At 55.6% G+C, this 21,968-nt stretch carries 22 protein-coding genes; 15 read left to right on the top strand and 7 right to left on the bottom strand.

The window, feature by feature from the left end; genetic code table 11:
- Positions 1-65 precede the first annotated feature (65 nt).
- The 7 genes from dacD (at position 66) to cobS (ending at position 6,294) form a co-directional block, all read left to right on the top strand.
- On the top strand, positions 66-1,232 hold the full coding sequence (gene dacD / locus K7H21_RS09620) for a serine-type D-Ala-D-Ala carboxypeptidase DacD (RefSeq protein ID WP_004122363.1): 1,167 nt from the start codon (positions 66-68) through the stop codon (positions 1,230-1,232).
- A 153-nt stretch (positions 1,233-1,385) separates the two neighbouring features.
- Positions 1,386-2,822: a capsule assembly Wzi family protein gene (locus K7H21_RS09625; protein WP_223035745.1), complete on the top strand. Its 1,437-nt coding sequence runs from the start codon at positions 1,386-1,388 to the stop codon at positions 2,820-2,822.
- Positions 2,823-2,948: 126 nt separating this feature from the next.
- Positions 2,949-3,422 carry a DNA gyrase inhibitor SbmC gene (sbmC, locus tag K7H21_RS09630; protein ID WP_004122359.1) on the top strand — a complete coding sequence of 158 codons (474 nt, stop codon included), beginning with the start codon at positions 2,949-2,951 and terminating at the stop codon, positions 3,420-3,422.
- Positions 3,423-3,524: 102 nt separating this feature from the next.
- The gene (locus K7H21_RS09635; RefSeq protein ID WP_004122357.1) at positions 3,525-4,583 is read left to right on the top strand and encodes an FUSC family protein; all 1,059 of its coding nucleotides are present in this window, start codon (positions 3,525-3,527) and stop codon (positions 4,581-4,583) included.
- A 168-nt stretch (positions 4,584-4,751) separates the two neighbouring features.
- On the top strand, positions 4,752-5,087 hold the full coding sequence (locus K7H21_RS09640) for a DUF496 family protein (RefSeq protein WP_004103624.1): 336 nt from the start codon (positions 4,752-4,754) through the stop codon (positions 5,085-5,087).
- Between the two features lie 193 nt (positions 5,088-5,280).
- Positions 5,281-5,514, top strand: a complete 234-nt coding sequence (locus K7H21_RS09645) for a bifunctional adenosylcobinamide kinase/adenosylcobinamide-phosphate guanylyltransferase (RefSeq protein ID WP_004122355.1) — start codon at positions 5,281-5,283, stop codon at positions 5,512-5,514.
- A 39-nt stretch (positions 5,515-5,553) separates the two neighbouring features.
- On the top strand, positions 5,554-6,294 hold the full coding sequence (gene cobS / locus K7H21_RS09650; RefSeq protein WP_004122352.1) for an adenosylcobinamide-GDP ribazoletransferase: 741 nt from the start codon (positions 5,554-5,556) through the stop codon (positions 6,292-6,294).
- A gap of 154 nt (positions 6,295-6,448) precedes the next feature.
- Here cobS and K7H21_RS09655 read toward each other — a convergent pair whose 3' ends face one another.
- Complete coding sequence (locus K7H21_RS09655; protein ID WP_087829196.1) at positions 6,449-7,558, bottom strand: adenosylhomocysteinase; 1,110 nt, start codon at positions 7,556-7,558, stop codon at positions 6,449-6,451.
- A gap of 185 nt (positions 7,559-7,743) precedes the next feature.
- On the opposite strand from K7H21_RS09655, the gene K7H21_RS09660 reads away from it, so the two are divergent.
- Entirely contained in the window at positions 7,744-8,475 is a 732-nt protein-coding gene (locus K7H21_RS09660; RefSeq protein WP_004122344.1) for an HPP family protein, read from the top strand.
- A 49-nt stretch (positions 8,476-8,524) separates the two neighbouring features.
- On the opposite strand, the gene K7H21_RS09665 is transcribed toward K7H21_RS09660, so the two are convergent.
- Positions 8,525-8,914 carry a tautomerase family protein gene (locus K7H21_RS09665; RefSeq protein ID WP_004122342.1) on the bottom strand — a complete coding sequence of 130 codons (390 nt, stop codon included), beginning with the start codon at positions 8,912-8,914 and terminating at the stop codon, positions 8,525-8,527.
- 114 nt (positions 8,915-9,028) lie between these two features.
- Here K7H21_RS09665 and K7H21_RS09670 point away from each other — a divergent pair, with 114 nt between their 5' ends.
- Positions 9,029-9,946 (top strand): LysR family transcriptional regulator, encoded by a 918-nt coding sequence (locus K7H21_RS09670; RefSeq protein WP_004122339.1) that lies wholly within the window; start codon positions 9,029-9,031, stop codon positions 9,944-9,946.
- Here K7H21_RS09670 and K7H21_RS09675 read toward each other — a convergent pair.
- Positions 9,939-10,670: a lipoyl protein ligase domain-containing protein gene (locus K7H21_RS09675; protein WP_223035886.1), complete on the bottom strand. Its 732-nt coding sequence runs from the start codon at positions 10,668-10,670 to the stop codon at positions 9,939-9,941. The genes K7H21_RS09670 and K7H21_RS09675 overlap by 8 nt on opposite strands.
- A gap of 9 nt (positions 10,671-10,679) precedes the next feature.
- The gene (gene shiA, locus K7H21_RS09680) at positions 10,680-12,014 is read right to left on the bottom strand and encodes a shikimate transporter (RefSeq protein WP_004122334.1); all 1,335 of its coding nucleotides are present in this window, start codon (positions 12,012-12,014) and stop codon (positions 10,680-10,682) included.
- Positions 12,015-12,317: 303 nt separating this feature from the next.
- Here shiA and K7H21_RS09685 point away from each other — a divergent pair, with 303 nt between their 5' ends.
- The 4 genes from K7H21_RS09685 to K7H21_RS09700 all read left to right on the top strand — a co-directional run bounded on the left by K7H21_RS09685 (position 12,318) and on the right by K7H21_RS09700 (position 15,636).
- Positions 12,318-12,815 (top strand): putative pterin-binding protein, encoded by a 498-nt coding sequence (locus K7H21_RS09685; RefSeq protein WP_004122319.1) that lies wholly within the window; start codon positions 12,318-12,320, stop codon positions 12,813-12,815.
- Between the two features lie 10 nt (positions 12,816-12,825).
- Positions 12,826-14,751 carry a putative bifunctional diguanylate cyclase/phosphodiesterase gene (locus tag K7H21_RS09690; RefSeq protein ID WP_004122317.1) on the top strand — a complete coding sequence of 642 codons (1,926 nt, stop codon included), beginning with the start codon at positions 12,826-12,828 and terminating at the stop codon, positions 14,749-14,751.
- A gap of 205 nt (positions 14,752-14,956) precedes the next feature.
- Entirely contained in the window at positions 14,957-15,289 is a 333-nt protein-coding gene (locus tag K7H21_RS09695; protein WP_004122313.1) for a TehB family protein, read from the top strand.
- Positions 15,290-15,297: 8 nt separating this feature from the next.
- Positions 15,298-15,636, top strand: coding sequence for a DUF1869 domain-containing protein (locus tag K7H21_RS09700; RefSeq protein ID WP_049115863.1), 339 nt, complete (start codon positions 15,298-15,300; stop codon positions 15,634-15,636).
- A gap of 85 nt (positions 15,637-15,721) precedes the next feature.
- Here the strand turns inward: K7H21_RS09700 and K7H21_RS09705 are convergent, their stop codons facing one another.
- Positions 15,722-16,420: a GntR family transcriptional regulator gene (locus tag K7H21_RS09705; RefSeq protein WP_004122306.1), complete on the bottom strand. Its 699-nt coding sequence runs from the start codon at positions 16,418-16,420 to the stop codon at positions 15,722-15,724.
- Positions 16,421-16,677: 257 nt separating this feature from the next.
- Here K7H21_RS09705 and K7H21_RS09710 point away from each other — a divergent pair, with 257 nt between their 5' ends.
- Both K7H21_RS09710 and K7H21_RS09715 read left to right on the top strand, forming a co-directional pair.
- Positions 16,678-18,213, top strand: a complete 1,536-nt coding sequence (locus tag K7H21_RS09710) for a PTS transporter subunit EIIC (protein ID WP_087829195.1) — start codon at positions 16,678-16,680, stop codon at positions 18,211-18,213.
- 11 nt (positions 18,214-18,224) lie between these two features.
- Positions 18,225-19,553 (top strand): 6-phospho-alpha-glucosidase, encoded by a 1,329-nt coding sequence (locus K7H21_RS09715; protein ID WP_004122302.1) that lies wholly within the window; start codon positions 18,225-18,227, stop codon positions 19,551-19,553.
- 38 nt (positions 19,554-19,591) lie between these two features.
- On the opposite strand, the gene K7H21_RS09720 is transcribed toward K7H21_RS09715, so the two are convergent.
- Together K7H21_RS09720 and K7H21_RS09725 are read right to left on the bottom strand one after the other, a co-directional pair.
- Positions 19,592-21,067, bottom strand: coding sequence for an EAL domain-containing protein (locus tag K7H21_RS09720; protein ID WP_432649067.1), 1,476 nt, complete (start codon positions 21,065-21,067; stop codon positions 19,592-19,594).
- Positions 21,054-21,959, bottom strand: coding sequence for a fimbrial protein (locus K7H21_RS09725; protein WP_004122295.1), 906 nt, complete (start codon positions 21,957-21,959; stop codon positions 21,054-21,056). Before K7H21_RS09725 ends, K7H21_RS09720 begins: the two co-directional genes overlap by 14 nt.
- Positions 21,960-21,968 lie beyond the last annotated feature (9 nt).

Here is a 21,968-nt window from a genome sequence, read left to right on the forward strand (position 1 = left end):
CCCTGATTTGAAACGAGAAGTTCCGTAAAAAGGACGGCGAATCTGTCAATTTAGAGGATATGCCGTTGAAAGGCCGTTTGTTTATTGCTGTATCTTTGCTCGCTGCGAGCGTTTCCTGCGCATTTGCCGCCAATGATTTTCCCGTCAACGTGACGCCTCCTTCTATTCAGGCCGGTTCCTGGGTGCTGATGGATTACACCACCGGTCAGATCCTGACCGCCGGTAACGAGCATCAGCAGCGCAATCCAGCCAGCCTGACCAAACTGATGACCGGCTACGTGGTCGATCGCGCCATCGACAGCCACCGCATCACCTTTGACGATATCGTCACCGTCGGTAAAGACGCCTGGGCGCAGGGTAACCCGGTCTTTAAGGGTTCTTCGCTGATGTTCCTTAAGCCCGGCGATCGGGTCAGCGTACGCGACTTAAGCCGCGGACTGATCGTTGACTCCGGCAACGATGCCTGCGTGGCGCTGGCGGACTACGTCGCCGGCGGCCAGCCCCAGTTCGTCGCGCTGATGAACAGCTACGTGGAAAAACTGCATTTGCAGGATACCCATTTTGAAACCGTCCACGGTCTGGATGCGCCGGGTCAGCACAGTTCGGCCTACGATCTCGCCGTGCTCTCGCGGGCGATTATTCACGGCGAACCGGACGTCTACCATATGTACAGCCAGAAGAGCCTGACCTGGAATGGCATTACCCAGCAGAACCGCAACGGTCTGCTGTGGGATAAGACCATGAACGTCGATGGTCTGAAGACCGGCCACACCTCGGGCGCCGGCTTCAACCTGATTGCCTCCGCGGTGGACGGCCAGCGCCGGCTGATTGCGGTGGTGATGGGCGCCGACAGCCCGAAAGGGCGTGAACAGCAGGCGGCGAAGCTGCTGCACTGGGGGCAGCAAAACTTCGATACCGTCCAGGTCCTGCAGGACGGCAAGCAGGTCGGCGTTGAGCGAATCTGGTATGGCGATAAAGAGCAGATTAAGCTGGGGACCGATCAGGACTTCTGGCTAGCGCTGCCGAAGCCGGAAGTCGCGCGCATTAAGGCCAAATACGTGCTGGATAACAAAGTGCTGGAAGCGCCGATTGCCGCCCACCAGCGGGTGGGCGAAATCTCCCTTTACGATGGTGATAAAGTGGTGGCCCACTGGCCGCTGGTGACGCTGGAAAGCGTTGGCAAGGGCGGCATGCTGTCGCGCTTTAGCGATTACCTGCATCAAAAACTGTAACTGTCCCGCCGCTCCGCCCGGAGCGGCATTTCGTAGCTGTTTGATTATTATACTGCTTCGGTTGGCGCTTCGTTTACTTTCACTCCATTACCTTACCCGGTCACCCTTCAGGAAAAAGCCTGGCGTTTCTGCGCCATAAATGGAGCTGGGAAGATGAAATATTTTGCGCGTAGTGCGCTTTCTCTGGGACTTATCGCCGTTTTTAGCACCTCCAGTTTTGCCTCTGGCCTCGTTCTGGCCGATAACGAATTTCGCAATGATTTAGCCTGGTTATCCGACCGTGGAACCCTCGCGTTAAGCCTGTCGACCTGGCCTCTGAGCGAAGAGGAGATTAACCGCGCGCTGGCCAATGCCCATCCGACAACCTCAGCAGAGCGGGTCGTGTTGAACCGGGTGAATCAGCGATTAAGCGCGCTGAAAGCCGATGTCCGCGTCACCGGCTACAGCGCAACCGACAAGCCGGGCACGCCGCAGGGGTTTGCCCAGTCCTATCCCGCCGACCAGTCGCTTTCTCTCGCCCTGAACAACAGCGGCGAATGGTGGGATCTGCACCTACAGGGCAATGTTGAAGGCGACAAGCGTATCAGTAACGGTTCGAACGTGAACGCCAACGGGGCATACGGCGCGGTAAAGCTGTGGAACCAGTGGCTGGCGTTCGGGCAAATTCCACAGTGGTGGGGGCCGGGCTACGAGGGCAGCCTGATTCGCTCCGATGCCGCGCGACCGATGACCGGTTTTCTGCTGCAGCGTGCCGAACAGCGCGCGCCGGAAACCTCCTGGCTGAGCTGGATTGGCCCCTGGCAGTATCAGCTTTCCGCCAGCCAGATGAGCCAGTATGCCGCCGTACCGCATACCAAAATCTTCGGTGGTCGCCTGACTTTTTCACCAATCTCCTCGCTGGAACTGGGGGCTTCGCGCATCATGCAGTGGGGCGGCGAAGGGCGACCTTCATCATTCAGCAGCTTCTGGGATGGTCTGACAGGCAATGACAACACCGGCGAATCGGCCGACGATCCCGGCAACCAGCTGGCCGGTTTTGATTTTAAGCTGAAGCTGGCGCCCACACTCGGCTGGCCGGTGAGCATTTACGGCCAGATGATCGGCGAGGACGAAGCCGGATATTTACCCTCGGCGCATCTCTATCTTGGCGGCGTGGAAGGGCATCACCAGTGGAACAGCAATGCGGTTAACTGGTATCTGGAAGCCCACGATACCCGTTCGAACATGAGGCGCACCAACTACATCTATAACCACTTCATCTATAAAGACGGCTACTACCAGCAGGGCTATCCGCTGGGCGACGCGATGGGCGGCGATGGGCGTCTGTATGCCGGTAAGGTGGAGCTGGTAACCGAAGAGAATCAGCGCTGGAGTGCGCGTCTGGTCTACGCTGAGGTCAATCCGAAGAACCAGCGAATCAATAAAGCCTTCCCGCGCGCCGATACGCTGAAGGGCGTACAGCTGGGCTGGAGCGGCGATGTCATGCCGACGGTACGCCTGAATACCTCCGTGTGGTACACCGACGCTAACCACAGCGCCAGCGACGATGTCGGGGCCAGCATCGGCGTTGAGCTGCCGTTCAGTTTATAACCGGATGGCGGTGGTTTTTTACTCTTCTTGCCGCGCGGATTTGTGAATTGCCGCACATACTATGGCTGATAGTACTGCTAATTTATGTGTATATATATACAGTATTTTATCAACGGTGGAGGCAGCATGGAATATAACGTTAAGTCCGTGGGCAAGAGGAAAATTGCCGGGTTTCATCTGGTCGGGCCCTGGGAGCAGACGGTTAAACAGGGGTTTGAACAGCTAATGATGTGGGTTGATAACTGCCAGGTTCCGGCGCAGGAGTGGGTGGCCGTTTACTACGACAATCCTGATGAGGTCCCGGCGGAAAAGCTGCGCTGCGCGACCGCCGTCACGGTGGCGGAAGACTACTCAATCCCCGCCAACAGCGAAGGCGTGATGATGACCGATATCGCCGGCGGAGAGTACGCGGTTGCTCGTGCCAGAGTCGAGAATTATGACTTTGCAACGCCGTGGTATCAGTTCTTCGAGAGCCTGATGCAAAGCAAAACGCACCAGATGGCGATGAAACCCTGCTTTGAAGTCTATCTTAACGATGGTAACCAGGACGGCTACTGGGATATTGATATGTATATCGCGGTTGAGCCTGCGGTGAAGTAAATCGAACATTGTCCCTTCGCTGGACAAGGTTTATTACATTCGCGTGATGCTTGCGGCGAAAAAGCAGTTACAATTGGCCTTTTCGTTGTGTCGGAGTAGGTTGTGCGCGCGGATAAATCACTTAAGCCATTTGAAATTCGGCTGTATCGCCATTACCGCATCGTCCATGGCGTGCGAATAGCATTGGCCTTTGTGCTCACCTTTGTGCTGGTGCGCCTGCTTAACGTTCCTGAAGGCACCTGGCCTCTTATCACCCTGGTTGTGGTGATGGGGCCAATCTCCTTCTGGGGAAACGTCGTACCGCGCGCGTTTGAACGCATCGGCGGCACGATCCTCGGCTCGGCGCTCGGGCTGGTGGCGCTTAAGCTGGAGCTCATCTCGCTGCCTATCATGCTGCTGTGGTGCGCGGTGGCGATGTTCCTGTGCGGCTGGCTGGCGCTGGGCAAAAAGCCTTACCAGGCGCTGCTGATTGGTATCACCCTGGCGGTGGTTGTCGGCGCGCCGCCGGGCGATATGACAACCGCGCTGTGGCGAAGCGGCGACGTTATCTTCGGTTCCCTGCTGGCGATGCTGTTCACCGGTATCTGGCCGCAGCGAGCCTTTCTGCACTGGCGCATCCAGATGGCCAACTACGTCACCGCCTTCAATCGGCTTTATCAGGCCGGCTTCTCGCCGAACCTGGTCGAGCGTCCGCGTCTGGAAAAGCACCTGCAAAAGGTCCTCAACGACGTGGTGAAAATGCGCGGATTGATTACGCCCGCCAGCAAAGAGACGCATATCCAGAAAGCCATCTTTGAGGCGATCCAGACCGTTAGCCGTAACCTGGTGTGCATGCTGGAGCTGCAAATCAACGCTTACTGGGCGTCGCGTCCCGGCCACTTCGTGATGCTTAATGCCCATACGCTGCGCGAAACCCAGCAGATGACTCAGCAAACGCTGCTGACTATCGCCCACGCCCTGTATGAGGGCAACCCGCAGCCGATCCTGGCCAACAATGAAAAGCTCAACGAAATCGTTGCCGAACTGCGCCAGCTCATCAAAGAGCAGCAGGACGACAATTTCTCCGAAACGCCTATTCATGGTTATGTGTGGTTAACTATCGAGCTGGCGCGCCAGCTTGAACTGCTGTCGCATTTAATCTGCCGGGCATTGCGTAAATAAAGACCAGACTCGCGTGGTTTTTCCATCGCTTGCTTCGATTCAGCAGCGTTTAGGGTTATGATAACGGCAAAGGAAAAAACATTGTCATCAGCGGCTGCTAACAGTTATGTTAGCCCTATGTAGCAGTCGCTTTAGCGAATCCGAATCTCAAATATTAGGGGTATAAAAATGGAAACAACTAAGCCTTCTTTCCAGGACGTACTGGAGTTTGTTCGCCTGTACCGTCGTAAGAACAAACTGCAGCGTGAAATTCAGGACGTTGAGAAAAAGATCCGTGATAACCAGAAGCGCGTCCTGCTGCTGGACAACCTGAGCGACTACATTAAGCCGGGCATGAGCGTTGAAGCTATTCAGGGCATCATTGCCAGCATGAAGAGCGATTACGAAGATCGCGTTGACGATTACATCATCAAAAACGCCGAGATCTCCAAAGAACGTCGCGACATCTCTAAAAAGCTGAAAGCAATGGGCGAAGCGAAAGTAGAAGATAAATCTGCCGAGTAATGCCCGTTTAAGCGCTCCGGCGGCGCTCGCTGCCGGAGCTCCTCTTCTTTCTCTTGCGCCATCTCGCAAATCCTTCGCAAAACAGCCTCTGCAACGCTGAATCTTTCCCCAGGAATTTGGTATACTTCCGCGGTAAACATATTGATATCGGAAGGGTTTATCTCATGCTGTCCCTGCAACAGGTGCCGCCGCGATGATACTGATGACCGGCGACGCGCTTAGCGGCCAACGCCGCGACGCCGAATCTTTACTCAACTCTTTCGTTTCGGCGATCTACATCGCTACCTCCCGGATATCCGACAATCAAATCGCTGCGCGCATTCAACACCACCGTGATACCCGGCTTGCCCACTGGCGGCTGGAAGAACGCGGCCGCGCTAAAGCCGCGCGTACAAGTCAGGTTACGGCCGGCGGCGGAGGTGCATAACCGCTGGCCGCTGGGTTTATCGACAGGAGTCCTCTCTCAATGATTAAGTCTTTTTTTGCCGCATTATCGTTTATCAGCCGCCTGCCGGTCCCGGCGCGTTTATCCCAGGGGCTGGAAATTGAACAATATCAACGCAGTATTGTTACTTTCCCCTTTGTCGGCCTGCTGCTGGGGGCGATTGCCGGCGCCGTCGTGATGCTGCTCCAGCCGTGGTGCGGCGGCCCGCTTGCCGCGCTGCTCGGCGTGCTGGCGCTGGCGCTGTTGACCGGCGGTTTCCATCTTGATGGGCTGGCGGATACCTGTGATGGCATCTTCTCCGCCCGCCGCCGCGAACGGATGCTGGAAATTATGCGCGACAGTCGGCTGGGCACTCACGGCGGGCTGGCGCTGATTTTCGTGCTGATGGCTAAAGTGCTGGTGGTCAGCGAGGTGGCGCTGCGCGGTACGTCGGCGCTTGCCGCGCTGGCGGCCGCCTGCGCCATCGGTCGAGGTATGGCGGTGCTGCTGATGTATCGCCAGCGCTACGCCCGCGAAGAGGGGCTGGGTAATCTGTTTATCGGCAAAATCACGCTGCGTCAGTCGCTGATTACCATGGGGATCGCCCTGGCGCTGGCGACGCTGCTGCTCGGGGTCAACGGTCTGCGGGCGGCGCTTATCACGCTGGTACTGGTCTGGGCGTTAGGTCAGGCGCTGAAGCGTACCCTGGGCGGGCAAACCGGCGACACACTAGGCGCGGCGATTGAGCTGGGTGAAGTCATATTTCTGCTGGCTCTGCTGTAGGATTGGTTTTCATCCCGGTGGCGCTGCGCTGACCGGGCTACGGATACTGCGCTTAGCCGGGCTACGGGTAACAGCTCTCAACGTGCCGGTAGCCCGGACAGGCGCATCGCGCCGCCTGCGGGAAATGTGCCGGGATATTATCCGGCACTTATGCCTATAGCGCTTTTTGCCATACGCTCTGCGGCAGGAGATAAACGTCCGCCGGTGCCGTCATGCCGTCGGTCACAATATGCTGAATGCCGCTGGCCATCACCGCCAGGGTGACGTCAAAGGCGTTCAGGCTATCGCCAAAGCCCGCGGTCAGGTTGAGCATCGAACCGTTCGCCATCAGATAAACGGTTTTATCGCCCATCCGGTAAGCGTTGATATAGGGCATGACCTCTTCATGACTGAACTGGCGCAGGTACTCGCAATCAATCTCTTCCGCCACGTGACCCACGTTGAGAATAAACACCCCATCTTTGGACTTATCCAGCGCCTGGCGGTTAACGACTTTTTTGCCGCCGGTCGCCGTGGCCACCACGTCCGCCGAGGCGATAGCCTCCTGTAATTCAACGACGTGCCAGCCGTCATAGGCCGCCTGTAATCTCCGTGCTGGGTCGATTTCCGCTACCATCACCTGGCCGCCGAACGCCTTCGCCGCCGCCGCGACGCCCTGACCGACCAGACCATAGCCGATGACCAGCACTTTTTTCTCATGCAGGGTCAGGTGGGTCGTCTGGAAAAAGGTATGCCACGCGGTCAGGCCGACCATATGACGGTTGTGCAGGCCTTCCTTAACCGGCAAATCATCCCAGTTAAAAATCGGATAGCCAGGACGAATATCGCCCAGACGGCTCACGCCCGAACCTGTCGCTTCAAGCCCGGCGACAACGTTGCCAAACTCCCCGCGCTGATGCAGTAGGGTAGTAATATCCGCGCCCATTTCGCACAGATGCGTCGGCTGCCAGGCAATCGCTTTTTCCCACGACTGCTGCCAGTCGGCGTCGCTCATATCGCGCCATGCGCAGGCCTCCGCGCCGCGTTCTACCAGCCAGGCGACAACCTCATCCTGTACCGTGGTTGGGTTACAGGTGGTGAGAAAAACCTTCGCGCCTTTCTCCAGGATCCCCTGCACCAGCGGGATCATTTTCATATCGAGATGCATACAGCAGGCCAGACGCACCTCGCTGAGATCGGGCAGGGCGGCGACCTGACGCAGGGTGCGCGGCATATTCTGACTGGCCCATGCGATTTCTTTCTCTAATTTTATTTTGTTATTCAACGTGTTTGACCTTCAATCCATAGAATGCTGATACCCAGAGGTGAGGGGATTTTAACGTAGCGCGCGCCGTTTTTACATTCACAAAATGAATGGCCAAAAGCCACGAAAAAGACATGGTTGTTAAAATAAGGTTAAAAAAAGAAAATGAAGCATAAGTTTTTACGATGACGTAAGCGAGCAGCAGGATGTTAAGCGTATTACCCGGATCGCTCTTTTCGCGGATCCGCATTTTTCTCGGTCGCCTGAAGCCACACGCTTTACCGGTCGCCAGAAAACATATTGTTCTGGCCTCGATCGGCGCCGGGACCGGCCTGGCGGTGACCAGTTTGTTCAGCCACTGGCTGTTGGGCGAGGTTAATATCTGGTTTATCGCCCCCATGGGCGCCTCGGCGGTACTGCTGTTTGGCGTCCCGAGTAGCCCGCTGGCCCAGCCGTGGTCGATAGTCGGCGGCAACGTGCTCTCGGCGCTGATCGGCGTGACCGTGGGCATAGCGATCCCGAACCTGGCGCTGGCCTGCGGGGTGGCGGCAGGGCTGGCGATCGCCGGTATGTACTTCCTGCGCTGCCTGCATCCGCCGGGCGGAGCGGTGGCGTTAACGGCGATCCTCGGCGGGGCGGGGGTACAGAGCGAGGGCTACCACTTTGTTCTGACCCCGGTATTACTCAATTCCCTGATGCTGGCGCTGCTGGCTATCGTCTTCAACAACCTGGTCGGACGACGCTACCCGCACCCGCTGGCCGCGGAAGAGGTGAAGGATAAAGCGGTACCGCTGGGCCTGTCGGTGACCCGCGATGATATTCACGCGGCCCTGCTGGACGGCCAGTTTCTCGACATCGATGAAGACGATGTGCAGGAGCTGCTGGAAAATATAGAACAACAGGCCAGACTGCGGATTGCCGGCGCCCGCCGATCCTGATTTTCCCACCACCCGCAGGGCGATGCGGCGAGCCGCATCGCCGCCAGGGCTAAAGTTCGCCGGTAACGTACTGCGCCACGCCGCGGCCAAAACTCCAGTCCCCTTTGTGGTTGCTGATGAGCGAGATCATCAGGTCGTCGCCGCTCAGCCCGCACTGCTCCTCAAGCTCAGCCTGCAGAGTGGCATAAAAAAGCTGCTTCTGCGCTTCGCTGCGCGGGCTGGTATAAACCCTCACCACCACTACGTCCCGGCTTCGCGTCAGCCCCAACCCGGTATCTTCAATAATCATATGGTGAGCTTTGTTTTCGTGAACAATCTGGTAGCGGTCGCGCTCTGGCACCTTGAACGCCCGTACCACGGCGCGATGTGCCGCATCCAGCAGGGTTTTGATCTCGCTCTCGCTGCGTCCTTCAATGATATCAAACGTCAGTAATGGCATAGCAGATGATCCTTATTGTCGGGTTAACGGTCTGTGAATGTGATGCTAACCAATGCTGATGACGGCAAAAACCGCTATATTTGAACGTATTGTTTTTCTCTGTGAACAATCGATATGCGCGAGTTACGCCCGGAAATTTACTGGACCCATCTGTACTGGCTTACGGTGCTGGAGGAGCAAAAAAGCTATACCCGCGCTGCGGAAAAGCTGGCGGTCAGCAAATCCGCCATCAGCCAGAAAATTAGTGAACTGGAGCGGGTCACCGGGAAAACGCTGGTGCACCGCACCACCCGCAACGTGACCCTAAGCGAAGATGGCCTGCGGCTGGTGGCGGAACTGAACGAGCCGTTTGGGCAGATCCGTGAGATCTTTACCGGCACCTGCGACGAAGAAGGCGGCCCGCTACGCGGTACCCTACGCCTGACCGCGCCGGTGGCATTCTCACGTCAGCAGCTGGTCCCGGCCATTACCCCTTTTCTGCATCAGCATCCGCAACTTCATCTTCAGCTGGAGGTCACCGATCGGCTGGTGTCACTCGCCAGCGAGGGGTTCGACCTCGCCATTCGCCACTGTCGTCGCGAGCTGCTGCCGGAGACCCACGTGGCCTGGCCGCTGTGCCGTACGACCACTCTGGTGGTCGCCTCGGCGGACTATATTCGCCGCTTTGGCCGTCCCGATTCGCCTGACGCGTTGCGTCAGCATCAATGCCTGACCTACCCGCGCGGGCCGCAAAGCCCGCACTGGACCTTTGAGCGCAACGATGAGCGGGTGAGCGTTAAGGTGCAGGGGCCGTTTGCCACCAATAACAGCGAATCCCTGCGCGACGCGGTGCTGGCAGGGCTGGGCATTGCCTTACTGCCGGATTTTAGCGCCAGGGAGGCGATTGGACGCGGGCTGGTACAGGAACTGCTGCCGGGATGGCGGTCGGTGGATGTGTTTGCGGAAAGTCTCTACGTCATTCGCCCCTACACGCCGCGCGTATCGCGGGCGGTAGAGACCTTTAGCCGCTATCTGAAGGCGACCTTCAGCTGATATTATCCAGCTGCTGCGCCAGCGCCTCGCGAAAGCGCGGCAGCAAATCGGCCCCGTCTGAAATCAGCTCCGCCAGGGTCACGGTTTTATCGGCGCGGTAAACCCGCCCGCTGCCGAGCCGGGCTTCAAAATCATTGGCTGCCCGGTGAGCCGCTGCCAGGTCGGCATCCAACAACACCACCGCGTGCGCGAGAACCACATGGCCTTGACCTTCGGCCATCGGTCGCCAGTACTGTGCCGTGCCGGCTATTTTTCGCGCATCCCCGCCCTCGCCGCAGGCCAGATTATAGCGACCATCGCAAAATGAACCCTTGACCGCCTGAAAGTGGCTGGTCACCCCGAAAGCCGCCAGCGTGCGCTGCAGCAGCGCGCAGAGGGAAAGATAAATCGGCTCTGCGGCTTCGCCCAGCGACTGATAAACCGGCCAGGCCAGGCTGAGATTAACAATTCCCGGCCCCTGCGGCACCAGCCCGCCGCCGGAGCGGCGCAGCCAGACCGGCCATCCCCGTCTGGCGAACTGCTCGCTCGTCGCCGGGAGTTCAGCAAATTTCCGATAGCTTCCCGGCACCACAAACCCCTGCGGGGCCTGCCAGACCTGAGCCACCGCTTCCCCGTCGCGAGCCTGATCAAACAGCGGTTGCTCGGCCAGCGTTGGGTCTGCGCAGTAACGAACCGGCAGCTGCTGGTGGTTAAAACGCAGCGGCCAACAGGGATCCTGAGTCATCATTTCTCCTTACAGATGTTCTTCGTCATGGCGGCTGGGTTTCATCAGCATCGCCGTGAGGGCGGAGAGCAGGCAGCCCGCGGTCAAGTAGATAGCGACGCTGTGCCAGGCGCCGCCGGATAAGGTGACCAGGGCGGCGGCGATAAACGGCGTAAAACCGCCGCCGACGACGCTGGCGACCTGATATCCCACTCCGGCACCGCTGTAGCGATAGCTGGCGCCGAACATTTCGGTAAACATCGGCTGCTGTACACAAACCACCATGTCGTGCGCGATATTCGCCAGCATGAGCGCGAAAAACAGGATCCAGAAGTAAGACTGGCTTTCGAGCGCCATAAAGAATGGGAAGCCGCTGAGGGTACCGATCAGGGCGCCGGTGATATAGACGCGGCGTCGGCCGAAGCGGTCCGCCAGCCAGGCGAAGCAGGGGATCGTCAGGCAGCTGATGGCGCCGACGAGCAAGCCAATATTCAGGAACAGCTCGCGCGGCAGACCGAGGTTTTGCGTCGAATAGTTGAGCGCAAAGGCGGTCACGATATACATGGTTAGCAGTTCGCACAGGCGCAGACCGATAATCATTAAGAACGCGCCCGGATGGCGGAGTAGCGCTTCCACGACCGGCAGACGCTTTTTCTTTGGCTGCTGCTGCTGTTCGCGCTGCTGCTGTTCAAATTCGGCGGATTCCGCCATACCGTTACGGATCCAGAGCGCCGCCAGCACCAGCACGACGCTAAACAGGAACGGCAGACGCCAGCCCCAACTGAGGAACTGTTCATCGGTGGTGCAGGAGCTTATCAGCGATACCAGCCCGGTAGAGAGCAGCAGCCCGACGCCGTAGCCCACCTGCACGCCGCTGCTGTAAAATGCTTTCTTATTTTTCGGCGCACTCTCTACCGCCAGCAGCGCCGCGCCGCCCCATTCACCGCCCACCGCAAACCCCTGGACGGCGCGCAGCAGGACCAGCAGAACCGGCGCCCACCAGCCAATCTGGCTGAAGGAGGGAAGCAGACCGATACAGGCGGTGGCGATCCCCATCATCCACACCGTCAGCATCAGCATGCGTTTGCGGCCGAGTCGATCGCCAAAATGGCCAAAGATAATGCCGCCGAGAGGGCGGAACAGGAAGCCGACGCCGAAGGTGGCAAACGCGGCGAGGGTCCCCATTGCCGGGCTGATTTGCGGGAAAAATTCCCGGTTAAATACCAGCGCGGCGGTGATACCGTAGAGAAGAAAGTCGTACCAGTCGACCACGGCCCCGGCGAAGCTGCCCCAGGCCGCTCTGCGGGCGCGGTTGAGTGAGCATGCCTCCTTGCCGGGGCGTTGAGAAATTAACGTTGAGTCCATACCTGTCCTGCCTGTTGCTGAGTTTCTAATTATTGGAATGAGACGCTTTTCGGAGCCGCGCCAGACTTGAGACTACCGCGCGGACGGTTAAGAGAAAAGATTTTTACCTTCTCTGCGCGTTTAAAGGCATAAAGGGTTTGCTTAACCAGGCGCGGGACGTCCTTGCGACGCGTTCAGAATGTGAGCTTCGGAGTCCGCTTATTGTTTTAAATTTTAATTTTTGAACTCAATGGGGACACCTTTTAAGAAATGACTTAAATGGTTTACAATTAACAAGTCTCCAATTTCGGAAGGGTGAGTTAAATGCGTTTAATTTTTGCAGCTTTATTTTGTGTTATGGTTTCCCCTTTCGCTTTTGCAGAAAAACTGCCAGCGCCGGTGGGCAAACCCGTTTTAACTATTTCCGGCCTGATTAGTAATACGAATGAGGGTGATACCGCCGTTTTTGATGTCGCGGCATTAGAAAAACTGGGGATGGAAACGGTGATCACAACCACGCCGTGGTACTCGGGAAAGGTGCGCTTTGACGGCATTTCCCTCAGTAAACTCATGGATTTAGTTGGCGCCAAAGGTAAGTCGGCGCGGGTGCTGGCGCTGAACGATTACACTACCCTCGTCCCCATCGATGATTTTCATAAATTTCCGGTAATTTTGGCTTTAAAAATGAACGGCGAATATATGCGCATTCGCGATAAAGGGCCTTTATTTATTGTTTATCCCTACGACAGTAGCCCGGAATTGCAGAATCAGATTTATTATTCCCGTTCGGCATGGCAGGTTTCGAAGATTATAATTGAGTAAGGGTTTGATCTTGAATCGAATACTCACTGCCATTATTTTGTTGCTCTTCCTTGTGACCGGTTACATTACTTATCTGGTGCATGAGAGGCAAATTGAGCTGCAAAAATTAACGCGTTATACCGATTCGTGGTCAGTTTCCCAGATAGTCTCCGAGTACATGCGCCTCGAGGCGCGGCTAAGCGCGATGGGGCTGGAGGTGAAGGGAAGCGATCACGACGAGGTGCGCCTGCGCCTGGAAATTATGATGAGCCAGATCGCGCTGCTGCAGCAGGGTGATTTGGGAAAGTTTATCGGCAAAGATCCTCACCGTAAGGCGATAGTAGACCGCCTGATCGATATTTTGGACCGGCTGGATAAGCAGTTGGATACCATGTCGACAGCGCAGCTGAAGCTGATGCTGCAGGAGATGAGCACCCTCGACGGGCCGTTGACCTCACTTGCGTCAACTTCGCTCGCCCAGGATTTTAATCTTGTTAATCTGACCCACGATAAAATACAGAACCTGTATTACATCTATTCGGCTATTTCTATTCTGCTGATTATCCTGTGTATCACTCTTGGGCTGTTGATGCTGAAGCAGAATAACACCCTGCGTCGCGCCCACGTGCGGATGAAATTACTGGCAACCGATCTGCAGGCTTCAAAAGAGAAGCTTCAGGTGCAGAACCGTCGGCTGCAGTACGATGCCTATCATGATTCGCTGACGGGTATGCCCAACCGGCTCTCTTTCTGGCAACGTCTGCAGGAGGTCGTCAATCAGGTTCGGCCCTATAACGGCTCGGCGGTCGTCATGCTGTTTGATCTGGATAATTTTAAGGACGTCAACGATACCCAGGGGCACGATGCCGGGGATAAGCTACTGCAGGATTTGGCCAGCCGTCTCTCCTTTTTTCGCAAATCGTCAGAAACGCTCTACCGGTTGGGAGGGGACGAGTTTGCCCTGGTTTCGCACGATCTCAACGAGGAAATGGCGCTGGAGCGGGCGGAGGCGATCCGGGAAAAGATCAGTCAGCCATATCAGATTTACGATACGCTGATCCAGATTGGCGCCTGTATCGGGATTGTGATCTCTGACGGGGAAAGTCGCACCGACTATTTATATAAATGCGCCGACCTGGCGCTGTATGAAGCGAAAAAAGAGGGGTCCGGTAAAGTCCAGGTATACCGCCCTGGGTTGCTTCAGCGCCAGCAGGAGAATAAATCCTTCGAAGATGATCTCATCCAGGCGCTGAACAAAGGTGAGTTCAGGGTTTACTACCAGCCGATAGCCGACACCATGAACGGTGAAATCTACGGCTACGAAGCGCTGGTGCGCTGGTTCCATCCGCTGCGCGGCAGCGTTCCGCCGACCGAATTTATCCCGGTCGCGGAGAAGATTGGGCTGATTAATCAATTGGGCGAATGGGTGTTGAGAACCGCCTGCGAAGCGGCCGCCAGCTGGTCGTCGCCGCTAAAAGTGTCGGTTAACGTATCGCCCATTCAGCTGATTAATAGCTCGCTGACCGATACCGTGGTGGCCATATTAAGAAGCACCGGGCTTGACCCGCATCGTCTGGATCTGGAGATCACCGAATCTGACGTCTTTAACGAAAATACCCGCTCTTTGGAGATCCTCAGCCAACTGCGCGAGCTCGGGGTACAGATCTCCATTGATGATTTTGGTACCGGCTATTCTTCGTTATCACGCTTAAGCTACTTCCCCTTTGATAAGATAAAAATCGACCGCTCTTTTGTCATTAATATTCCTGACCAGAAAGATGACCTCGATATCGTCAGGCTGATTATCAGCATGGGTAAAAGCCTGCATATGCGTATCGTGGCCGAAGGGGTCGAAACAGAAGCGCAGTTGCAGTCGTTACGAAAATTAGGCTGTGACCTGGTACAGGGTTATTTGATCGGTAAGCCGGGGCCGCTTAATTCACCCGAGAACAGGTAATTCATCTCTTAATACGGGCGATATTAATTTACCGGATATCGCCCGTATTTATTTTTAAATTGCTGTAATCCCTAATAGGTATAAATAGGGGTAGAGATTCGTGTCGTTAAAAAATAATACCCTTAGCGAACGAAAGGGGTATATCATATGCAACATATTTTCCTGGTTCCGACCGTATATGCGGTGCGTTAAGAGAGGCAAAATCATGCAGCGAATCATTATTCCTACCCACTATGTGCATACCCGGAGCACGCCGCTGTGGACCAAACAGACGGCGCCGGCCTCAATCTGGAAGCGGCACCTGGATGCCGGTACCCGCCAGGGCGTCTATCCGCGTCTGTCGGTAATGCGGGGGGCGATCCGCTATTTTGGATATGCTGATGAGACCAGTGCGGATCCGCTGGAAACTCTGACCATTGCCGAAGGCGAATTTGGCGTCTTTCCCCCTGAGAAATGGCACCGCATTGAGGCGTTAACGGAGGATACCGTTTTTAATGTCGATTTTTACGTTGACCCCAAAATTCTGATCGAAGGATAGACATTATGATGAACAGTGAAAATAAAGGTTATGCGTTAGCGGTTATCAACGGCAACAATAAAGAGAAAAAAGAAAAAGTCTATCTTAAGCCGATGGCTCTTTATGTACCTGATATCGCCGCCCAGGCCGTGTCTGAACTTATTTCTACGCTGTCGACGGATAACGCCGGAGAAAAAGGATTTATATTAACGGTGACCAATAATAATAACGGCGTGTCGGTCGATAGCGAATTTGCTACCCTGGCCGGGCTGCAGGATCCGCAGACGGCTGCCGACGCGGTAAAAGACCTGATTAATATTGTCCGCGGCTACGAGTCCGACGAAGAGACTAACGTCTGCGGCTGGTAGCCGTATGCCGAAGGAAAACCGTTAGCTGACGCTGGGCGCCTCGCGTTGACCCGCGCGCCGTTGGCGTCAGCGGTAGTGAGCGGTTTTAGCGGCGAGTGATGTGTTTGACATTGTATTTATTAGTATTTTGGTAAATATCGGATAAATCGACAATGGTATTGTTATGCGCATAGCTAATCGACTGCACCCGTAGCAAAAGGCTGTTTTGCGGAACCTGCAAAAGTTCCGCCTGTTCGCGGGTGGCGAGAACCGGGGTATAGCTGCGGTGGCTCTCCAGAATGGTGATATTGCACTCTTTCTTGAAATAGTTAAATTTCGATCTTTCCAGATTTCCGATGCTTAACCAGGGAAAAATCGCCACCGGTATATAGCTGTTCTCAATCAGAATAGGCGCGTCGTCAATCATCCGGATGCGTCTGACGTAATAGACCTTTTCACCCGGCTCAATTTTTAACTGTTGTGCTATCGCCAGAGGCGCATCGATCATCGTGAACTCAATGACCTTGTTACGATAGTTGGTGACGCCGCCGATGTGCATCTGGTAGTTGAACCCGTCAAGTTCCCCACCGTGATAATTGCTCTTACGCGCCACGTATGAACCGCTGCCGTGACGCTTGACGATCAGTTTCTCACTCTCCAGCAGCGTGAGCGCCTTACGGATGGTCATCACTGAGACCTGCAGCTCCCCGGCCAGCGCTTTTTCACTCGGGAGCGCATCTCCGACTTCAAACTCATCGCTATTGACGCGATTTTTTAGCCTGTCAGCAATTAATTTGTATATCACTTATAGATGTCTCCGGACGGTGCTTTTTAGTGAATTTTGTTTATATATTATTGATGTTAATAGTTAATTTATTGTTATTTGCTTTCTTATTATAGCTGTCATCTATTTATTTGATTTTATTTATATATCTATTACCTCAAGAGATATATGACTTTCATCACAGATGACGATTTAACTCCTCTGATTTATTTCCGTCGACGCATAGGCTGAATCGCATGTTTCGAGTGCTGATGGTCGATAAGCAGTACGGGGGGAGAATGATCGGGGTAAAAAAATTACAGGATTTTTCGAAGGCCATGATTGGGCCTGTGTTGTATTTGCCGGTGATTGGACTGTTGATTGCGTTGCTCAGTATGACAACCAATAAAATTTGGCTAGCGGAAGACAGCTCGCTTTATCTGCTGGGGAAATATGTTTCCAGCATGCTGTGGGCAGTCATGAACAACCTTGGCTTCTTTTTTTGCCTCGGGCTGGCGGGGGGGCTGGCTAAAACCCGCAAAGCGGAAGCGGCTTTTGTTGCCGCAATGACCTGGTTTATGTACCTGGCGGCGAATAATAGTTGGCTAACTTTGACCCAGCGCCTCGCCGCCGGCGCCAGTAATGCGCAGCTTTACGGCAGCGGACAAACCTATATTTTTGGTTTCCAGGTCATTGATATGGGTGTCTTTCTTGGCATCATTCTTGGCTGTGCGGTCGCTTTTGTTCATAACCGGTTTGTCGAGATAGAGTTCCGCGGCGCATTCTCTATTTATGGCAACAGCAAGCTGGTCCTGATTATCATGATCCCGCTGGTCGGCGTATTTGCCATCGCCACGGTGTATCTCTGGCCGATCGTGGAACACGGCATTTCGGCGCTGACCGGGGTGATGAAAACCTTCGGGGCCGCGGGCGTTTTTCTATATGGTTTTCTCAATCGTTTTCTTATTCCGACCGGATTACATCACCTGATTTGGTCGCCGTTTGTGTTTACCTCCATTGGCGGACAGCTGTTGATTGATGGCCAGACGGTGGTGGGGGCAAAACCCATTTTCCTCGCGGAAATCGCCAATAACACCGGGGAGGCGTTAAGCGACTCGGCGCGATTTCTTACCTACGGTATGGTGAAAATATTCGGTACCGCCGGAATGGCGCTGGCCTTTTATAAAACCGCACGGCCCGAAAATAAGCAAAAATTGAAAATCACGCTTATTCCTTTGATTGTGACCTCGTTCCTGGTGGGCATAACCGAACCTTTTGAGTTTTTATTTATCTTTACCGCACCGCTGCTGTGGCTGGTTTATTCGCTGTTGGACGGTTTTTTCCAGATGCTGGCGTGGCTGCTTGATGTACGGGTCTGCGCCACCAACGGCATTATCGACTTTATTGTTTACAACATTCCGGCGGGAGCGCATCTCACGCGCTGGCCTGTGTTTGTCGCGCTGGGGCTAATGGAAACAGCGGCGATGTACTATGTCGGTAAGTTTATGATTATCCATTTCAAAATGCGCACGCCCGGCCAGGAACAAGAGGCTGCCGTGGTTAATCAACCGGCAAGCGCAGGTTCGCCTGACGCGGCCTCAGGGGAGCAGGTCATCCTCGGTCTTGGCGGCAAAGAAAATGTCTGTTCTGTCGATAATTGTTTTACGCGACTTCGGGTTGACGTGCGGGACCCTGCATTGATTCAGGAACATATTCTGAAGACCAGCGGCGGTACCAGCGTCATTATTAAAGGTCATCACGTTCAGGTTATTTATGGTTTAGGGGTTAATAAAATCCGTAACGCCGTGAATCGCTATTTAGATGTGCATGAATAATGAGGTGGAAGATGAAAAATAAATTTGTTGTGACTATTGCAGGCGGCGGCAGTACCTATACGCCGGGAATTGTGATGATGCTGCTGGAAAATATGGACAGGTTTCCACTGAGCGAAATTCGTCTCTATGATAATCATCGCGATCGGCAAAGCGTTATCGGTGAAGCCTGTGCGATTCTGGTAGCTGAACGCTATCCGCAAGTCGCATTTAGCTTCACCACCGATCCGCAGGAAGCCTTTACCGGCGTCGATTTTGTGATGGCCCATATTCGCGTAGGCCTTTATGAGATGCGCGAAAAAGACGAGAAAATCCCGCTTAAGCATGGCGTGATTGGCCAGGAAACCTGCGGACCGGGCGGTATCGCTTATGGTATGCGCTCTATCGCCGGCGTCCTTGAACTGGTTGACTATATGGAAACGTACTCACCCGGCGCGTGGATGCTTAACTATTCTAATCCGGCGGCTATCGTTGCCGAGGCCACGCGTCGACTACGCCCAACGGCCAAAATTATCAATATTTGCGATATGCCGGTGGCCATCGAAGGGTTATTTGCCGATATTCTCGGACTTAAATCGCGTAAAGAGATGAACGTGCGTTATTTCGGCCTGAACCATTTCGGCTGGTGGACCAGCATTACCGACAAGGCCGGTAACGATCTCATGCCGGCCTTAAAAAACCACGTTGCCGAACTGGGCTATTGCAGTCCGAAAGAGGATTTTCAGCATAAAGCGCCGAGCTGGATTGAGACTTTCAAAAAGGTGAAGGACGTCTTTGCGCTGGATACCGACACGTTGCCCAACACCTATCTGAAATACTATTTTTATGCCGATTATGAGGTGGCCCATTCGGACCCTGACTTTACTCGCGCCAACGAGGTGATGGCGGGGAGAGAGAAGGAGGTGTTTGATATGGCCAGAGAAATCGTCGCCCAGCAGAGCGGCAAAGCGGCACATTTCCATGCCGGGGCGCATGCGACCTTTATCGTCGACCTCGCCTGCGCCATCGCCTTTAACACCCAGGAGAGAATGCTGCTGATTGTGGAAAACAACGGCGCTATCGCGAATTTTGACGATACCGCGATGGTCGAAGTGCCTTGCCTGGTGGGCGTTAATGGCCCCGAGCCGCTGGCGATGGGTAAGATCCCGCTGTTTCAAAAGGGGATGATGGAGCAGCAGGTGGCGGTTGAAAAACTGGTGGTTGATGCCTGGGTTGAAGGAAGCTATCAGAAGCTTTGGCAGGCGATGACCCTGTCCAAAACCGTACCGAGCGCTTCGGTGGCAAAAGCGATCCTTGATGAACTGATTGTGGCCAACCGCGGCTACTGGCCGGAACTGCGCTAAAGCGCCGTCAGCGCCCGATGTCTCCCGTCGGGCGCTGTCTATACCGCGACGCCGGACTGCGGCTCCGTTTCGCCTGAGAGCTCCGCTATCATCTCCGCCACGTTTTCCCTGCCTACCGGCGCAGCGATGGCGTTCCCCTGAAAAGAGTCGACGCCAAGCGCTTTTAGTTTGTTAAATTTATCCCGGCTGTCCACGCCTTCCGCCAGACAGCGGCTGTCGGTCAACTGGCAGTAGTGGATGAGGCTTTTAATCAGGGCGATCGCGTGCGGATCGCGCTGCATATCATTGACGATGCTCATATCCAGCTTATAGGCGTTGAATCTCACCGTACGTACCGGAAACATCACGCTGCTTTGCGAGAAGCAGCCATCGAGCATGATACAAAAGCCGCGCTTTTGCAGGCGGGCGATATTGTCGGCTATTTTGCCGTGGCGGTTGAGGTCGCTGTTTTCAGCGAACTCGAGCACCAGCCTCTGCGACAGCTGAGGCTGACGCAGCTGCTGGCGCGCGGTCTCCATCATGCGAAGCAGGTTATCATTACTGGCGACGGCGGCGGGAATATTCACGGCGAAATAGCATTCGCCAGAATGCCGGTTGATATTCTGTACCGCTTCCTGAAGCACAAAAGCGGTGAGCGCCAGCCAGGCATATTCCGCGCCTATTTGCGGTAAAAACTCATCGGCAAGCAGCACGCTGCCGTTTCGGTTCCAGCGGGAGAGGATCTCTATCCCCTTTATTTGCCGGCGTTCATCGGCAATGGCCTGGAAAACCGGGAAGATATGTCGGGTGTGGATCGCATGGACGAGTTCGCGCTCGAATGCGGAAAGGGCGGCGATGGGCCCGCTTTTCTGTTCTCGTATCTGGCTACCGGGAAAGCCGGGGGCCATTTCTGGATGGTGTTCCACCATTTTTTTCAATCCTGCGGTTCTTTGATTGTAGAGCGTTTTGTGGCTGATGCCGCGGCGTTTCGCCTGAGCGCTGGCGCTGTAGCCGCAGAGTAAACCGAGGATGGCGTCCAGCTCCGGCCTGGTGAGCCCGGCGGGGCGCTTGCCGAAAGCTCGCATCTCTTCCTCTGCCAGCTGTTCAAGGGAAGGATACCCGTCGAGTATGGCGTCGCGCAGTAGCGCCGCCAGGCTGGGGACCGGCAGATCGGATGCGGCGGCCCGCACGGCTGAAAGCAGGCGACGGTCGGCGACCTGATGCAGTAGGGTGGGCCACAGCCAGCTCGCCGGGCTGCGGCTGAGAAACAGCATGGGAAGCGGCGTGGCGGACCGCTCCAGCAGCGCGGCGGCCCGCTTCAGGGTGGCGAGAAGCCGGGCGGGAGCTTCAGGGAGAAAAACCACTACGCGGCGAACGCCAGCCGGTAGGGCCGACGACTCTGACGGTAGCACGACGGGCCGGGTTCCCCCTTCCTCTATTATCCGCATCAGCCCCTCGGCGGCCAGCGAACAGGGCGACAGGATGCAGTCGACCTGTCGCTTGCCGCCAGGGGGAGGGGGGTTATTCGTAAACAAAGGTTACTCCGATAATTGACTGCACGTTACCGGCGGTCACCTGGCCGCTGGTGCGCGCGTAGTTAGCGGTTAATCCGAGGCTGACAGCCGAGGTTCCGACGTTGCCTAACGACACCGTGGTGTTGGCGGGAACGACGCTGCCGTTACGGGTCAGCTGAATGCCCACCCCCCGGGCAGGGGAGGCCGAGGCGGTATTGGTAAATATCGAATTGGCGGCGTTCTCGGTGGTGCCGGAGAGGTAGTAGCCCAGATTCTGGTTTTGCGCGCAGTAAACCGTCAGCGGTATGGCGGCGGACGCGGGATATTCCGGCAGCGTCACCGTCACATCGCGAGCGGAAACGTCACAGCCGCCGGTTGGCACCACGACGCTGTTGTTGGCGTAAATGTTCCATATGAACTGGAAGTCGTCGTTATCCTTGTTGTTGGTCTGGCGCAGGATCAGGACCGCGATTAACGAACCGGCGGAAATCGCGACGCCGCCCGCGCTGCTCATGGGGGTCAAATAGAGGACGGTGGGCCAGGGTCTATCAACAATGGAATTGTAGGTCATGCGCGCCGTTTCGCTGGTGGTCGGGAACGGGTAGCTGACGCCGTTATACCTGACGGTGCCGGAAAAACTCGACAGTAAGCCGCCGTAGGCTGAACCGCGCTGTAGCGTCACATAGTCGATCATAGTTTCCGGGTAATCGTTATGGCAAAAAATCTGCGTCGAGAGATCCACCACCAGGTTCTGCCCGACGCTGACCGCCGGCGCGAGGTTCACGTAAACGTTCGCCGAGCCGCCGCCGATGGGGATTGTCACCCCGGCGGCGGTTTTACAGGCGAACGACCAGGCGTTGAGCGACCAGCCCGCCAGCAGCAGTGTTAACAACAGGGTGACTATTTTTTTCATTCCTCTTTT

The organism is Klebsiella sp. CTHL.F3a, from assembly GCF_019890895.1.
GTDB classification, from domain to species: Bacteria; Pseudomonadota; Gammaproteobacteria; order Enterobacterales; family Enterobacteriaceae; genus Klebsiella; species Klebsiella grimontii.